We start from the raw sequence: 17,227 nt of genomic DNA, 5'->3' as shown, positions 1-17,227 counted from the left end.
GCATCGTTGATAGAAATGGGGGCAGGGGACGCGGAAACCGCGGGAAAGGAGCATTAATATTATGATGAAGGTTGCGATTAACGGCTTTGGACGCATTGGACGTCTGTCTTTCAGACAGTTGTATGACAGAGATGATGTGGAAGTCGTAGCCATCAATGATTTAACGAGCACCAAGATGCTGGCATATCTGCTGAAGCATGACAGCGTACAGGGACAGTTCCCGGCAGACGTAACATTTGATGATGAATATATTTATGTCGGACATCATAAATACCGCGTACTGGCTGAGCCGGATCCGCACAATCTTCCTTGGGGTGATCTGGGTGTAGATGTTGTTCTGGAATGCACAGGTTTTTTCACAAGCAAGGAAAAATCACAGGCACATCTGGATGCAGGCGCAAAGAAGGTCCTGATTTCTGCTCCTGCCGGAAATGATATTCCGACGATTGTTTATAACGTAAACCATAAAGTCCTGACTCCAGAAGACCGCATCGTTTCCGGTGCAAGCTGCACGACGAACTGCCTGGCTCCGATGGCAAAGGTTCTGAATGAGTACCGTGAAGTCCGTACAGGATTCATGACAACAATTCACGCTTACACCGGCGACCAGATGATCCTCGACGGATCGCAGAAGAAGGGCAACTTCAGAAGATCCAGAGCCGGCGCGATCAATATCGTTCCGACAAGTTCCGGAGCTGCAAAGGCAATCGGCGCAGTTATTCCTGAGCTGGACGGAAAGCTGATCGGATCTGCACAGAGAGTTCCTGTTCCAAGCGGCTCCCTGACAATTCTGGACGCAACACTGAAGGATCCTACAGAGAGTGTTACTGTAGAGGGACTGAATGCCGCAATGAAGGCTGCAGCGAATGAATCCTTTGGATATTCTGAGGAAGAGCTGGTATCCAGCGACATCATCGGCATGCACTATGGTTCCCTGTTCGACGCAACACAGACTCTGGCTCAGCGCTGCGGAACCAAGATCTATGAGGTCAGAATCGTAGCATGGTATGATAATGAGATGAGCTACGTCAGCCAGCTTGTCCGCACCCTGCTGTACATGGCAACACTGCAGTAGCAGCAGCCTGAAACTGCCTGGTGTTCAGATGTCTTGAGCCGGCGGCAGTTCCGCAGGGAAATTCTGCAGCCGGAAATGGACTGATAAGATAAAAAATCTCATAAGAGATGTTTTGAAAGAGCCTCTGCACTGATGATGTGCGAAGGCTCTTTTTCCGTTTATTTTATAAATATCAGAGGGTGTAAAGGATTAAGAAATATCCTGAGCCGATTGAATGTGAGACTGTAACGCAGCCCGGAAAAGGCCGGCAGAGCCGGAAGCGTGAGCATGCGCGAAGGGAGCCGGGAGGTGTTCAAGGCACAGGCTGCGTACAGCTCACAGAAAAAGCTTAGAGATCTGTCAACAAAACTTCCACTAACTCTTGACACCATCCGAGAGTATGGGGAATTTGGCATGGACTGCAGATTCGTGATATAATAATCAGGCAAATACATTTTCACTGCAGTGTAGGGCGGGGAACTGAGTTGTCCGTGAATATGACTGGATTGAAATTCCAATCATATCGCAATTTGGCGATGCGCCTTGGGGAGCAGAGGATAGAGAATATGATGTCAAATTTTGTGAGTGGAATCCAGGACTGGTTCCAGATGATGTACAATGCGGCTGTGGCAACGATCAAATCGGGGCATGCAGCAAGCCTGATGTACACCGCGGCGGCCAGGTGGATTTTTATTTTACTTGCGGCATTCATTCTGATCAGAGCGATTATTGCCCTGCTCAGAAGCAAGAGTCCGTCTGAAGTATGGGCGTATCTGCATATTGAAGGCAGCAGAAACATTCCGATCACACATTGGGAAAATGCGATCGGAAGAGCGCCGAGCTGTGATATTCAGCTGGAAGATATGAGCGTTTCCAGAAATCAGGGGACCCTGGTGCGCGACAACAACGGATACTGGACCTACATGGATCTGGGATCCCGGAACGGTGCGTATGTGAACGGAGAAAAGGCGGTGCCGTATAAGCCGGTCATCGTCGGAGCAGGAGACAAGCTGGTGCTGGGAAGCACAGCCTGTGAGCTCTTTCCGGTCAGTGTGCAGGAGCATATGAATAACATCAGAAGACGTGCGGAATATACACATATTCTGCCGCCGTGGATGTCCTTTCTGGCGCTGACCCTCTTTCAGTTCCTTACTGTCGTACAGCTGAAACTGGCGCTGGGAACGCGCTATGTGCCGGGTGTAACCGTTGCCTTTACGGGACTTGCCGTTGTTATGTGGGTGTATGTCATCGCGATGAAAGTGATGCACCGGCGGGGGTTTGAGATAGAAACCATAGCCTTTTTCCTGTCGACGCTGAGTCTGTCGGTTGTCGCCACGCGCTTCCCGACGCAGGTATTCAAGCAGTTCCTGACCATAGTCATCGGTGTACTGCTCTTTCTGTTTATGTGTACCTGGCTTCGGGATCTGAAGAGGACGCTGAAAGTAAAGAAATTAATGTATATCGCCGCGATGGCGCTGTTCGCCTTCAACCTGGTTTTTGCGACAACCAAAAACGGGCAGTCGAACTGGGTGCAGCTTGGCGGATTCTCCATGCAGCCGTCTGAGATTGTCAAGCTGGCCTTTATCTGGGTCGGTGCCGCAACGATGAATGAGCTGTTTGAGCGGAAGAATTCCATGATTTTTACGGCTTTTGCCTTTTTCTGCTTCCTCTGTCTGGCCAAGATGGGAGACTTCGGTACGGCGGTCATTTTCTTTGTGACCTACCTGGTGATCTCCTTCCTGCGAAGCGGAGATTTTACGCGTTTGATTATGATTGTCGGTGTAGCCTTTGCCGGCGGCATGGTCGTCCTGCGCTTTAAGAGCTATATCGCCGCCCGTCTGGCTGTCTGGGGCCATGTATGGGAAAGCAGCAATGCCAACGCGATGGGCTATCAGCAGACCAGAACCATGTCTGCGTCCGCCAGCGGCGGTCTGATCGGTGTCGGAGCCGGAAAAGGATGGTTCCATACCATTTTTGCGTCGGAGACGGACCTGGTATTCGGAACCGTTTCGGAAGAATGGGGGCTGATTATCGCCATCCTGATGATTATCGCCATCGTCACACTTGCTGTTTTTGCCTACCGGTCAATCTGGGCAGGCCGTTCAACCTATTACACGATTGCAGCCTGTGCGGCAACCACGATCTTCTTGTTCCAGGCAATCCTGAACTTCTTCGGTTCTGTGGACCTGCTTCCGCTGACTGGAGTTACCTTCCCGTTTGTATCCGGAGGAGGAACATCGATGATTGCGTCCTGGGGGCTTCTGGCATTTGTAAAGGCCGCAGATACGCGGCAGAACGCCAGCATTGCCGTCAGTCTGAACGATCAGGGATTAACGAGTGAGGGGGCAGATCATTATGAAGAAGCTTGAGAAACGCGCGATTCTCTGCCTTCTGCTGGCAGCCGTTCTGCTCATCGGTCTGGGAATATACACCTACCGCTACGTACATTACGGTCATAAGTGGGCAACGTTTTACGGAAATTCACACCTCTATCATAACGGTGTGCTTGCGATCGGAAAGATCTACGACAGGAACGGTGTCCTGCTTGCGGCAAATGGAAAAGGCAGGGATGGAAAAGTTAAATACAGCAGCAGCGAAAACGTCAGAAAGGCTACGGCGCATGCTGTCGGAGATATGAATGGAAATGTCTCCACGTCGGCAGAAAGCGCATTTAAGGATAAAATGGTCGGCTATAACCTGCTGACCGGAACATACAGCGTGAGCGGAAAAGGAAGTCAGGTCCATCTGTCGATTTCCGCCAGAGCCTGCAAAGTGGCTTATGAGGCGCTGGGCAGCCACAACGGAGTCGTCGGCGTGTATAACTATAAGACGGGAGAAATCCTCTGTATGGTCAGCAAGCCGACCTTTGACCCGGCCAATCCGTCTTCTTCTGTGGAAAACGGAACGTATATGAACAAGTTCCTCTCAGGAAGACTGACTCCGGGATCAACTTTCAAGCTGGTTACCAGTGCGGCGGCGATCGAAAATCTGAAGAACCTGGATTCTTTCAGCTATTACTGCAGCGGTGTCAGAAATATGGGCGGCTGGAAAATCCGCTGTGATGAGCCGCATGGCCGTGTAGACTTTGAGTCTGCGCTTGCAAAATCCTGCAACTGCGCATTCTCTGTACTTTTTGATGAACTTGGTAACAAGACGCTTGCTGAGTATACAAAGAAGGCCGGCCTGGAGACTTCTTATAACATTGACGGTATCCATAATGCCAAGGGAAGTTTTGATTTCCCGAGCAATTCCTTCAACCTGGCATGGGCAGGAATCGGACAGTGGAAGGATCAGGTCAATCCGTGTTCCATGATGGTTTACATGGGCGCAATCGCAAGGGACGGTGTTTCCGTTGTTCCGAGAGTTCTGAAGCCGACCGTCGCGACAGGACAGAAGACAAGCCGCATGATTCAGGCGTCGACAGCGGCAGAACTGAAAACAATGATGAGAAATAACGTTGAAAAGACATACGGCGCGAAAAACTTCCCGGGGCTGAATATCTGTGCAAAAACAGGAACCGCAGAAGTCAACGGAGCAAAGCCGAACGCATGGTTTGACGGATTCCTGAATGATGATGAGCATCCATATGCATTCGTTGTCTGTGTAGAAGACGGCGGATTCGGACAGACCGTTGCCGCGCCGGTTGCTAATAAAGTGCTGCAGGAGCTGGTAAAAGAAAACAGCTGATGCGGCAGAGTGCAAGAGCATTGATGAATCATACAGGAGAGTGTTTTGAAACAGTATTACGCAGCAGAACTGAAGAAGGACATGGAATTTATCGATTTCTTCATGGTGAAGAGAAGCGGTATCCGTGTCGGCGCAAATCATAAACAGTATTTTGATATTATGCTCGGTGATAAAACCGGTGAAATTTCCGGAAAGAAATGGGACGTCCAGCCACAGGACGTCCCGAAACTGGAAGCGATGAGCGAGGGAAAGCTGGTCAAGGTCAAGGCGCAGGTTACCGAGTGGCAGGGCGCGCTGCAGCTGAGGCTGCAGAGAATCCGCCTTGCTTCCGATCAGGATGGCCTGGATATTTCCGACTACATTAAAGCAGCTCCGGAAGATTCAGAATCCATGTATGACTATATCTATCATGTCGCGGACCAGATGATGGATGTGGATCTGCGTTCCCTCTGCCTGAGTGTTCTTCAGGAGAATAAGGACCGGCTGATGTACTATCCGGCCGCATCCAGAAATCACCATGCAGAATACGGTGGGCTGCTCTTCCACGTCAAGCGCATGCTGATGAATGCCATCGGCATCTGCAGTGTCTATACCGATCTGAAAAAAGACCTGCTCTGTGCCGGTGTCATCCTGCATGACATCGAGAAGCTGGATGAAATTCTGTCTGATCAGAACGGGGTTTCCCCGGGATATTCCCGTGAAGGACAGTTCCTGGGCCATCTGGTCATGGGGGTGAAATATATCGATGAACGTGCCAGAAAGCTGGATTTCCCGGAGGAAAAACGTCTGATGCTTGAACAGATGATTTTGTCCCACCACTATGAGCCGGAATTCGGAAGCCCGATCCGTCCGCTGTTCCCGGAAGGTGAGGTCCTCCACTATCTGGATATTCTGGATGCGCGTCTGTTCGACATGTACGACGCACTGGCAACGACGGAACCGGGACATTTCTCCGAACGAATCTGGACACTGGACAACCGCCGCATCTATAAACCGGAACACGATGATTAGTCATGGAAGAAAAACAGGGGATTATTACAGACATCATATATCATAATGAGGAGAACGGCTACACCATTGCCGTCATGGAAACAAGCGACGAACAGTTCACGGCTGTCGGCATGCTTCCGGAAAACGCGCTGGGAAATACCTTTCTCCTCCGGGGAGCCTTCAAGAATCACCCGAAGTACGGGGAGCAGTTTTCGTTTACAGAAGCGGAAGCGGTTCTCCCGTCCAGTGCGGATGAGATTGAAGGTTTTCTTGCGTCCGGGGCTGTAAAGGGAATCGGTAAGAAAATGGCTCATGCCATCGTGCAGACCTTCGGAGACGATACGCTGAACGTCATGAAGGCGCACCCTTCCAGACTTCTTCGGATCAGCGGAATCGGCAAAAAAAGCCTGGCCAAAATTACAGAGTCTTTTCATGAGCAGTGGAGCTTTGCTGAAGTTTCCATGTTTTTTCAGAAGTACGGGATTCCCCAGGCCAGCGCATTTCGGCTGTTTAAAGCTTACGGGGCAGATACGATTGCGAGAATCACGGAAAATCCTTACCGCCTGGCGGATGAGGTCCGCGGCATCGGCTTCAGAAAGGCCGATCAGATCGCGTTGAAGCTGAATCTGCCGCCGGACTCCGACATGCGCATGGAGAGCGGTGTAAAATACACACTCGGTTATTACGCCGGTGATGGAAGCACATACCTGCCGAAGGAAAAACTGTGCGAGGAAACGGCGCAGCTGCTGGATCTGAGCAGATCGCAGATAGACGATGTATTGGTGCAGATGTCGGTTGACGGCACGGTTATGCAGGATCACATAAACGGGCAGGATGTGGTCTATCTGTATGCCTATTATGAAGCAGAAAAAAAGACGGCGGGAAATATCGCCCGCCTGGTCAGTGCGGATCTCAAGGACCTGCAGACGGATATCCGCAGCAGCATCGACATGACCGAGGCGCATACCGGAATTCATCTTTCCGAAGAACAGAAGAAGGCAGTGGAAGCATCCCTGACAAGCGGGGTATCGGTGATTACCGGAGGACCGGGAACAGGAAAAACCACCATCATTCACGCGCTGCTGGATATTTTTGACGGAAGCGGATTCAAGACCCTTCTGGCCGCGCCGACCGGAAGAGCCGCAAAAAGAATCACGGAGACCAGCGGACGCCAGGCCTCTACGATCCACCGCATGCTGGAGTACGCGCGCGGAGAAGAAGAATCCATGGCCTTCGGAAAAAATGAAGACGAGCCCCTGCAGTGCGATGCGGTCATTGTCGATGAGGCTTCAATGATCGATCTGATGCTGATGCGGGCACTGACAGACGCGATTCTGCCGGGAACCCGGTTGATTCTGGTGGGAGATTCCGACCAGCTGCCGTCTGTAGGGGCAGGCGACGTTCTGCGGGACGTGATGGACAGCGGAATTGCCGGCGTTTCCCGCCTGACTGCGATTTTCCGTCAGGCGGAAGAAAGCCAGATCGTCGTCAATGCCCACCGCATCAATCAGGGAGAATATCCGGATGTGAACGGAAAGGGAAGCGACTTCTTCTTTATGCGGAGAAACAATGAAATGCAGATGCAGGATCTGATCGTCCAGCTCGCTTCCAGACGCCTGATCACTTATTATAAAGATCTGGACCCGCTGAAAGATATCCAGGTCATGACGCCGGTACATAAGGGAAATGTCGGAACACAGGCGCTGAACCAGGTCCTTCAGCAGACCTTCAATCCGCCGTCCCCCAAGAAACAGGAGCACAGAAACCGGGGAAGAATCTTCCGCACCGGCGACAAGGTCATGCAGATCAAGAACGACTACCAGCTCCCCTGGAAGAGGATTGGCGACGCAGAGAGCAGCGCCGGCGTGTTCAACGGCGATGTCGGCTACATCACTGCGATTCACCCGGAAGAAGAGCGCATGACCGTCCTGTACGATGAGGAGAAATACGCAGAGTACGATTTCTCCCAGCTCGATGAACTGGAACTGGCTTATGCCATCACCGTGCATAAGAGCCAGGGTTCCGAATTCCCGGTGATCATCATGCCGCTGTCCTGGTTTCCGCCGATGCTGGCCACAAGGAATCTGCTCTACACCGCAGTCACTAGAGGAAAGCGCGGCGTCGTCCTGGTCGGAAGCGGAAAGGCACTGAAAGCCATGGTCGATAATGACCGCAATAAGCTCCGCTATTCCGGCCTGAAATGGAGACTTTCACAGCTCGCGCCATTGCTTGAGCAGGACAGAAATGAGCAGAAGTAATCCCTTTTTTCTCATAGACAAGAATCTGGGGATGTGCAACCCTTATGGAAGAACATCAGATTCTGACCATAAGGAGGACAAAAAACAATGCGCAAGGAAGAATCCTGCATCCAGACCCTGAAAACCGTAAAGGATAAATTCCTGGACCTGCTTTACCCGCCGTCACTGTACTGCTGCATCTGCGGAAACATCATCGATGAAAGCCGTCCATACAGTCTCTGCGATCACTGCAGAGAACATCTGATGTGGGACGGAGACGGCATCCGCATGCATAACGGCCTGAAACTCCTGCGCTGCACCCAGTACGGGATTTACGAGCGGACACTGATCTTTTCTCTGAAATACAACCGCAGAAAATACACGGCCCGTGTCATCGGAGAAATCATGAAAGACAAGCTGGAGCTGGAAGAGCAGGAATGCGACATCATCGTACCCGTTCCGATTCATGAGAGCCGGCGCAGAAAACGCGGTTTCAACCAGACAGAAGAAATCGGGAAAGATCTGGGAAAAAGAACCGGAATGCGCATGATTCCGGACGCCGTGCTCAGAAGCAGAAAGACGCAGGCCATGCGCGGCCTCTCCCCGACCGAGCGGGAAGCGAATGTAAGAGGAGCTTTTTCCCTGAATGAAGATGTGAAAGAACAGCTTGCCGGGAAGAGGCTTCTGATTCTGGATGACTTTTTTACAACCGGCGCGACGGCGCGGGCGATGGCTGCAGAACTTCAGAAGGCAGAGCCGGAGGATATTCTCTTTCTGGCTTTTGCAGCACGTTATGACGATTCATTTTCGGCAGGAACACTGGATCGGACGGAAAATGACAGGAAGCCGGAGATCTCAGGGTAAGAGAGACGGCAGGCGCGGAACGCGCGATACCGGTGTTTCCTTGTGGGTAAATTTTTGTCGGCGTAAATGTTAACAGGAAAAGAGAGGAAATGCAGGATGGATCATTTATTTCTGGTGAATCCGGCGGCCGGCAGGGGCAGTCAGAAGGGAAAGAGCAGGGCGCGCAGACACGAGGCTGAAGTGGAGCGGTTTATTGAGCAGATTCAGCGTGCTTCTGACAGGACCGGCTGCCATGCGGAGATCGTGCGGACTGAGGGCCCCGGGGATGCGGAACGGAAGGCTGCGGCGTTTGCACAGGCGGCAAAAGGCAGCCCGGCAAGGATCTATGCCTGCGGCGGCGACGGCACACTGAATGAAGTGATCAACGGGATCAATGGCTGTCCAAATGTGGAGGTGGGCGTATTTCCGATTGGAACGGGAAATGACACCATCCGCAATTTCATGGATGCACAGGGTAGTAAGCCGCTTCCGAAGAAGGCGTTTCTGGATCCGGAGCGTCAGATTCTGGGAAAGGCGCTTCCGGTGGACCTGCTGCGCTATGAAGGGGTGCTGGATGGAAAATTCCGCTCGAGACTCTGCATCAATATGCTGAATAACGGCTTTGACTGTAACGTGGTGGCCCGGGCTGGAGAACTGAAGCAGAAACGCTTTATTTCCGGGTCCTTTGCCTATCTGCTGGCTGTATTTTCTGTGTTCATTAAAAAACAGGGAATTTCCCTGAAGATTACCGCTGACGGTGAAGTCATAAGCCGCGGAGAGGTGCTCCTCTGTGCGGCGGCGAACGGCTGTTACTGCGGCGGAGGAATCAAGGGCCTGCCAATGGCCAGAATGGACGATGGCAAAATCGAGCTCAGTATTCTGAAAGATGTCAGGCGCAGAACCTTTCTTCATCTTCTGCCGAAATATGCAGACGGGACCTATCTGGAGACCCCGCAGGCGGAATCCATTGTGCTCCGGGGAAAGTATGACCAGGTCGTTCTGGAGCCGGACATGGGAAAAAGTTTTCTGACCTGTGCGGACGGAGAGATCGCAGAGACGACGGGAATAACCATCACGGCCCTGCCTCAGGCCCTGCACTTTATCGTTCCTGCTTGAATTGGAGGCGCTCAGCTGATACAATGAAACAAGCAGTTTTTCGGGTCTGTGGTTGAAAGTCCATGGCAGATACGGTCAAAAGGATCCACGTAAACCGTACGCAAGGCGGCGGCGAGCATGGCGTATCCTAGATGTAAGTCCTCGGAAAAATTCCGGTAAAGGCAAGTGTGGGGGCAAAGACCAGGTCAGCCGGAAAGCTGCTTTTTTCTGCAATTTCAGCGGATTCAGGGATCACAGCTGCCGGAACTGTCATGTTCATGTAAAGGAAATCAAGGGCCGAATCTGAAAAAACAGAAATTTTTTGTGAGCTGAAACCAATGAACTTTCAACGTTTTTTCGTAATATCGTCCTGAAAACCAAGATTTAAAAAAGTCTGAACCTTGTAATAATTGCGAAGTGGTGCTATAATGTCCATAGACACAGAGGAAAGGGATTTCCAAAACACGGTAAAGTGTGAGAATAATCGAGAAATCCTTTTTTCCGCGGCATAACCTCGCCGTTTGTGTCAATACGTAAAGGAGGCCAATATGAAATACAACATTACTGGTAAGAACTTTAAAACGTATCGCCGTCTGGAAGAGCAGATCGAGAAGAAATTCGACCGTCTCGATAAGTATTTCAGCGAGGACATCACTGCGAACATCGTTCTTTCGCATGAAAGAGGAAAGGATAAGATTGAGGTAACGATTAACGCGCAGGGCGCACTGTTCCGTGCAGAGGAAGTTACTGATGATGTATATGAAGGCATCGATCTGGCCGTTGATAAACTGACCAGTCAGATCAAACGCTTCAAGGGAAAGCTCCAGAAGAGATATCAGAATAACAAGGCACTGAAGTTCGAATTCCTGGAAGAGGAGCCGGAGGATATCGAGGAAGAGGACGAACAGATGAAGGTCGTCAGAGAGAAGAAATTCGAACTTCGTCCGATGGATGTGGAAGAGGCAATTCTGGAAATGGAAATGCTGGAACATGACTTCTTCGTATTCATGAACAGTGATACAGAGACTGTAAATGTCGTTTACCGCAGAAAGGGCGGAAAATACGGACTGCTGGAGCCTCAGTATTAAACCTGAAACATTCTATAAAAGCACTATATACTCTATAAGAGGGGCAGCGTGCCGGAGCAGCTTCAAGGCACGCTGCCCCTCTTTTCTGCTGTCTGGCTGCAGCTGCGGCTGCAGAATTTCCAGTGTCCGTCCGGCGCCTGTCCGGGGGAATGAGATTACCCGGTATTTGTTGTTTTGATATGACAGAAAATTCACTTATAATCACAAAAACTACAAGTGGACTTATTGTCGCTTTTCTCGATTTGTGGTAAATTATAAGAAGAAATTTTGTGTGTAGTAATAGAAAGGAGCTTGTACGCAGGGCGTGCAGATGCGGATATGGGAAAATATTTTGGAACAGACGGCTTCCGCGGTGAAGCAAATGTTGATTTGACCTCTGACCATGCATATAAAGTCGGACGTTTTCTGGGATGGTATTTCGGAGAGCTGAGAAGAAGAGAAGGATATAAGGACGACGGTGTTTTTGAGTACAGCTGGAGAGGAGCGGATGAGAAAAAGCCGAGAATCGTCATCGGCAAGGATACCCGCCGCTCAAGCTATATGATTGAGTACGCGCTGATTGCCGGCATGGTTGCATCCGGAGCGGATGCCTATACCATGCATGTCACCACCACGCCTTCTGTTGCGTACATCACCAGAACAGAGGAGTTTGACTGTGGTGTCATGATCACGGCTTCGCATAATCCGTTCTACGACAACGGCATCAAGGTCCTGAACCGAAACGGACAGAAAATGGACGAGGAGACGATCGGTCTTATTGAGGATTATCTGGACGGACATCTTCATGTTTTCGGAAAGGACTATAAGGAGCTTCCTTTTGCTGAGAAGGAAGGCATCGGCAGAGCTGTCGACTATATCGCAGGCAGAAACCGCTACATCGGCTATCTGATTTCCCTGGGCATGTATTCTCTGCGCGGAAAGAAGATCGGTCTCGACTGTGCCAACGGTTCCTCCTGGAGCATTGCCCAGTCTGTCTTTGAGGCACTGGGTGCGAGAACCTATGTGATCAATAACGAACCGGACGGAACCAACATCAACCGCAATGCAGGATCCACGCATATCGAAGGTCTGCAGAAATTCGTCTGTGACAATCATCTGGACTGCGGCTTTGCCTATGACGGAGATGCGGACAGATGTCTCGCGGTGGATGAAAACGGCGATGTCGTAGACGGAGACAAGATCATGTACATCTACGGACGCTATATGAAGGAAAGAGGAAAGCTCCTGACCAATACCGTGGTTACGACTGTCATGTCCAACTATGGACTGTATAAGGCCTTTGACGAGATTGATGTCGATTACGTCAAGACTCCGGTCGGAGACAAGAATGTATATAAGTACATGTCCGAGCACGGATGCCGCATCGGAGGCGAACAGTCCGGACATATTATTTTTTCCAAGTACGCAACCACAGGAGATGGAATCCTGACCAGCCTGAAGCTCATGCAGGTGGTCATGGACCGCAAGAAACCGCTGAGTGAACTTGCGGCTCCGGTAAAGATTTATCCGCAGAAGCTGATTAATGTCCGTGTCAAGGATAAGGAAGCCGCGCAGAATGATGAAAAGCTGACGCAGCGCGCTGCAGAAATCAACGAGCAGCTGGAAAAGGACGGACAGGGACGGGTTCTCGTCCGTGCTTCCGGCACTGAGCCGCTGATCCGTGTCATGGTTGAGGCAGAATCCATGGAGATGGCTTCTTCTTATGCTGAGGAACTGGCGGGTATTCTGAAGGAACGCGGTCTGACACAGGATGCCTAGAAATCTGTTCTGCTGAAAATGAAACAGTGAAAATGGAAGGGGCTGCTGCCACAAAGCTCAGAGGAGCACAGGGCGGCGCTCCTTCTTTCGCGTTCTGCCGATGTTTCTTATCGTCATTTCTTTCGGACATTTCTCATCATCGCGGAAGCCTGCACTCATCTTCCGGCATGGTAAAAAAGCCCGGACCAGTCAGAGAAAAGAATATTTTCTTGGTGTTTTATTTTTGTTTAAGGAAAAATAATATGTGAAAGCCGCCGGGGGTCTCTGCATGCCTTGAATTAATAATCCTTATCCTGTAAAATAGGGTAGATATAAGGGAACGAAAGGAGCAGTGATGAAGGACTATATTTTGACGCTTATCTCGAGTATCCGGATCAATGATGTCCTGGATATCCTGATCACCGCTTTTGTCATATATAAGATACTTGGATTTATTAAACAGACCAGAGCGCAGCAGCTGGTAAAGGGGCTTCTGATTATTATTGCTGCCTATTTTGCGTCGGCGCTTCTGGATCTGAATACAATAAACTGGCTGCTGAAGGGTCTGTTTACCTTCGGACTGTTTGCAGTTGTCATTATCTTCCAGCCTGAGCTCCGGCGCGGTCTGGAATTTATGGGACGGAGCAAGTTTTCTGTCGGATCGATTTCGCAGCTGGATTCTGAAAAGGCAAAGCATATTGTGGATGAAATTTCCAGCGCGGCGGGAGAGTTTTCTCAGAGCAGAACCGGTGCGCTGATTGTATTTGAGCGGGAAATCGCGCTTGATGACGTGACGGAATCGGGAACGCAGCTGAATGCAGAGATCAGTGCGCAGCTGCTTGGAAATATCTTTTATGAGGGAGCACCGCTTCACGATGGAGCGGTAATTATCCGCGGCGACCGGATTTACGCGGCGGGCTGTGTTCTTCCTCTTACAGAAAATAAAAATCTGAATAAAAGCCTGGGAACAAGACACCGTGCGGGAATCGGCATCAGTGAGCGGTCAGACGCTCTGGTGCTGATCGTCAGTGAGGAAACCGGAATCATTTCTGTCGCTGAGGACGGCCGTCTGCGCCGCTTCCTGGATGAAAAAGACGTAGAAAAGATTCTGCTGGGAATGTATCTGACTGGAAAAGATGAAGACCATTCCTTTAAATTCAGCAGATTTTTAGAGCGCCTGAAGAAAGGGAGTGACCATAAACATGCTGAATAACAGGAAGAGCAAGATCATCATCTCCCTGATTGTGGCCATTGTTCTCTGGGCATATGTTGTAGGAGAGGTCGACCCGACCATAAAGAAAACCTACCATTCGGTACCGATTAAGTACACAAACGAGCAGGCACTGACGGAAAAAGGCATGGCAGTAGCATCTTTAGACAGAAAACAGATGTCCGTGACCCTTTCCGGAAAACGCAGTTTGTTTACCCGCATGGATGCAGACGATCTGTACGCACAGGTTGATCTTTCCAATGCCGCGATCGGCACGAATGAACTTTCGGTAGAACTGAACGTTCCGGGCACTCTTGAGGCTACGCATCAGAGCCTGACCAAGGTTGTGGTGAAGGTTGAGCGCCGGGTAAGTCATAAGAAGGAAGTACGCGTCAGCTATATGGGCGATTATTCCAGTGACGAGGATCCGACAACGCTGTCGGTCGATCCTTCTTCCGTCACGGTCAGCGGAGCAGAATCTCTGGTAAAGAAGGTTTCCTATATCCGTGCGACGGTGCAGAAGAAGCAGCTTTCCGGAAAAGAAAAGACGGTGACTGCTTCACTGACCCCGGTGGACAGCCAGGGCTATGTGGTAAAGAATGTCAGTCTGTCCCAGAAAACGGCGCAGATTTCCTCTGCCCTGTATAAGACGAAGAGCGTGAAGCTGAAAGTTCCGGTGGAGAATACATCGGAGGACAGTGTCAGCAGGACCTATGACGCGCCTGACAGCATCACGATCAAGGGACCTGCTTCTAAACTGAAAAAGATTACGGAAATTAAAGCGAAGACCATTGACATCTCTGATGTCGATAAGGATAAATCCATAAAGATCGAACCGATTCTGCCGGACGGCATCCGGCTGGCCTCCGATTCATCCGGACTGATGCTGGATGTACATGTTAAGAACGGCCGGTATGAGAAGACATTCACCTTTAAGGGCTCAGAAGTCAGCCTGAACGATCTGGGAGACGATTATAGCGCTCAGGTCACGACGGACAGCATCAAAGTCACGGCTTCTGGTTCATTGAAGAAAATCGAGGAGATGAAGAAGGGCGATATCACTCTGTCGGCAGGTGCGGGAGATCTGAAAGAAGGAACGCACGATGTGCAGATTGAGGCATCCAGTGCATTAAAAGATGCAGATCTGACACTGTCGCCGCAGACCGTAAGCGTGCGGATTGTGAAGAAATCCGATGAATAAAAGCGGATAAAAAGAAACGCGGGAGACGGCAGCGGCTGCGGAAGAAGCACGGCTGCCGGACAGAAAAATAAGTGTATTCCCTTGCGCGGTGGTTTTTGCCGCCGGAGGAGGGGAAACGACCATAGATTGAGAAGCAGAAACTATTGCATACCAGAATCCCCGGTGCCTGAGCGGGCATCGGGAGTTCTTGAGTTTAAATGGGATTTAGAAAGGAACCGAATATGTGTGGAATTGTAGGATATACGGGTCATCAGCCGGCCAAGGACATTATCATCGACGGCCTGAAGAAGCTGGAATACAGGGGCTATGATTCAGCGGGAATCGCCCTGCTGGAGGAAGATAAAATCGTCGTCCGCAAGAAGAAGGGAAAAATTGCCAACCTGGAGAAATCCATCGCCGGGGAGAAGTTCTATGCGACGACGGGAATCGGACACACCCGTTGGGCAACACACGGTGCACCGACAGATGCCAATGCGCATCCGCATATCAATGAGGATGGCAGTATCGCCGTTGTTCATAACGGAATTATCGAGAATTACATGGAGCTGAAGGAAAAGCTCGAGAACGAGTACAATATCCATTTCCGCTCCGAGACAGACACAGAAGTCATCGCTCAGCTGCTGGGCGTTCTGTATAAAGAAAAACACAATCTCCAGGACAGCGTCTATGCGGCATCCAAGATGATGAAGGGTGCCTATACGTTTGCGGCAGTCTGCGATCAGGAGCAGGACCGCATCGTGGCTTTCCGCAAGGACACTCCGCTGATTGCAGGTCTGGGCGACGGATGCAATTTCCTGGCTTCTGACGTCACCCCGCTGCTGAAGTATCTGGACCAGATTTATCTGATCGACAATGGCGAGATGGTCGTCTGCACACCGAATCAGATCGAGATTTTCGACGAGGATTACAAGCCGGTTCAGAGAGAGCCGCTGCACGTCAACTGGAGCGTTGAGGACGCACAGAAAGGCGGATACCAGCACTTCATGCTGAAGGAAATCAATGAGCAGCCGAAGGCCGTTTCCGAGACACTGGGAAGACGCCTGGATGAAGAGGGCCATGTTCACCTTGACGGGATTTCTTTGACAAAAGAAGACCTAGCAAGGATCCACAAGATCGACATCGTCGCCTGCGGAACGGCCTATCATGCCGGATTGATCGGAAAATACCTGATCGAGAAGTTCACGGGAATTCCGGTGGAGGTCGACATTGCGTCCGAGTACCGCTACCGCGACCCGCTGGTGGACGAGCACACCCTGTTCATCGCCGTCAGCCAGTCCGGAGAGACGCTGGATACGCTGATGTCCCTGCGTGAGGCAAAGGCCAAGGGCGCAAGAGTGCTGTCCATCGTCAATGTCGTCGGGAGTTCTGTGGCAAGAGAGTCGGATGACGTGTTCTACACCTGGGCCGGCCCGGAAATTGCGGTTGCGTCTACAAAGGCATACACAACCCAGCTGATCTGCCTGTATCTGCTGGCGCTCTATATCGGACGTCTGAACGAGCATATCACAGAGGAATACGCCCAGAACATTCTCGGCGAGCTGAAGCTGCTCCCGAAGAAAATCCAGAAGATCCTGGATCATTCTTCCAAGATCGAGAATATGGCAAAACTGCTGTACAACCGTCCTCAGGTCTTCTATATCGGAAGAGGAATGGATTCTGCGGTCGCCTATGAGGGTTCTCTGAAGCTGAAAGAAATCAGCTATATCAATTCCTTCGCAATTGCAGCAGGCGAGCTGAAGCACGGAACCATCGCGCTGATCGAGCCGGAGACAACGGTCATTGCCATTGCCACACAGGATTTCCTCTATCCGAAGATGTATTCGAATATCGAGGAGATCAAGGCACGTCATGCGCATATCATTTCTCTGGTGAAAGAGGGACATGAGGAGATCAGCCAGATCAGCACGGATGTCATTGAAATTCCGGACTGCAGAGATGAGGTATCTCCGGTTCTGGCCATCGTGCCGCTCCAGCTGTTCGCTTACTACATGGCAAGAGAGCGCGGAGAGAATATCGACAAACCGAGAAATCTGGCAAAGTCTGTAACGGTTGAGTAAATCGCAGAAAAAAAGATAGAAGGAGGCT

At 50.8% G+C, this 17,227-nt stretch carries 12 protein-coding genes; all 12 read left to right on the top strand.

From position 1 onward, the window contains the following. Positions 1 to 58 precede the first annotated feature (58 nt). The 12 genes from gap (at position 59) to glmS (ending at position 17,199) form a co-directional block, all read left to right on the top strand. Positions 59 to 1,075: a type I glyceraldehyde-3-phosphate dehydrogenase gene (gene gap / locus ACI77B_RS01040; RefSeq protein ID WP_409337677.1), complete on the top strand. Its 1,017-nt coding sequence runs from the start codon at positions 59 to 61 to the stop codon at positions 1,073 to 1,075. Between the two features lie 545 nt (positions 1,076 to 1,620). Then, complete coding sequence (locus ACI77B_RS01035; protein WP_409336974.1) at positions 1,621 to 3,423, top strand: FtsW/RodA/SpoVE family cell cycle protein; 1,803 nt, start codon at positions 1,621 to 1,623, stop codon at positions 3,421 to 3,423. After that, positions 3,410 to 4,741 carry a penicillin-binding transpeptidase domain-containing protein gene (locus tag ACI77B_RS01030; protein ID WP_409336973.1) on the top strand — a complete coding sequence of 444 codons (1,332 nt, stop codon included), beginning with the start codon at positions 3,410 to 3,412 and terminating at the stop codon, positions 4,739 to 4,741. The genes ACI77B_RS01035 and ACI77B_RS01030 overlap by 14 nt, the downstream gene beginning before the upstream one ends. A gap of 45 nt (positions 4,742 to 4,786) precedes the next feature. After that, a complete protein-coding gene (locus tag ACI77B_RS01025) occupies positions 4,787 to 5,752 on the top strand; it encodes a 3'-5' exoribonuclease YhaM family protein (protein ID WP_409336972.1) in 966 nt (321 codons plus the stop codon). A gap of 2 nt (positions 5,753 to 5,754) precedes the next feature. Continuing rightward, positions 5,755 to 7,989, top strand: coding sequence for an ATP-dependent RecD-like DNA helicase (locus ACI77B_RS01020; RefSeq protein ID WP_409336971.1), 2,235 nt, complete (start codon positions 5,755 to 5,757; stop codon positions 7,987 to 7,989). Positions 7,990 to 8,076: 87 nt separating this feature from the next. Then, a complete protein-coding gene (locus ACI77B_RS01015; protein ID WP_409336970.1) occupies positions 8,077 to 8,832 on the top strand; it encodes a ComF family protein in 756 nt (251 codons plus the stop codon). Positions 8,833 to 8,928: 96 nt separating this feature from the next. Beyond that, positions 8,929 to 9,927, top strand: coding sequence for a diacylglycerol/lipid kinase family protein (locus tag ACI77B_RS01010; protein WP_409336969.1), 999 nt, complete (start codon positions 8,929 to 8,931; stop codon positions 9,925 to 9,927). A 527-nt stretch (positions 9,928 to 10,454) separates the two neighbouring features. Then, positions 10,455 to 10,994 (top strand): ribosome hibernation-promoting factor, HPF/YfiA family, encoded by a 540-nt coding sequence (hpf, locus tag ACI77B_RS01005; RefSeq protein ID WP_409336968.1) that lies wholly within the window; start codon positions 10,455 to 10,457, stop codon positions 10,992 to 10,994. A 318-nt stretch (positions 10,995 to 11,312) separates the two neighbouring features. Continuing rightward, positions 11,313 to 12,752: a phosphoglucosamine mutase gene (gene glmM, locus ACI77B_RS01000; RefSeq protein ID WP_409336967.1), complete on the top strand. Its 1,440-nt coding sequence runs from the start codon at positions 11,313 to 11,315 to the stop codon at positions 12,750 to 12,752. Between the two features lie 334 nt (positions 12,753 to 13,086). Next, positions 13,087 to 13,944, top strand: a complete 858-nt coding sequence (gene cdaA, locus ACI77B_RS00995) for a diadenylate cyclase CdaA (RefSeq protein WP_409336966.1) — start codon at positions 13,087 to 13,089, stop codon at positions 13,942 to 13,944. Next, positions 13,934 to 15,142, top strand: a complete 1,209-nt coding sequence (locus ACI77B_RS00990) for a CdaR family protein (RefSeq protein ID WP_409336965.1) — start codon at positions 13,934 to 13,936, stop codon at positions 15,140 to 15,142. Before cdaA ends, ACI77B_RS00990 begins: the two co-directional genes overlap by 11 nt. 221 nt (positions 15,143 to 15,363) lie before the next feature. Next, complete coding sequence (gene glmS, locus ACI77B_RS00985) at positions 15,364 to 17,199, top strand: glutamine--fructose-6-phosphate transaminase (isomerizing) (RefSeq protein WP_409336964.1); 1,836 nt, start codon at positions 15,364 to 15,366, stop codon at positions 17,197 to 17,199. The last annotated feature ends 28 nt before the right edge of the window (positions 17,200 to 17,227 follow it).

Source organism: Eubacterium sp. F2 (genome assembly GCF_046244355.1).
Classification (GTDB): Bacteria; Bacillota; Clostridia; order Peptostreptococcales; family Anaerovoracaceae; genus Aminicella.
The sequence above is the reverse complement of the archived record's forward strand: the minus strand, read 5'-3'. Positions and strand labels throughout refer to the sequence as shown.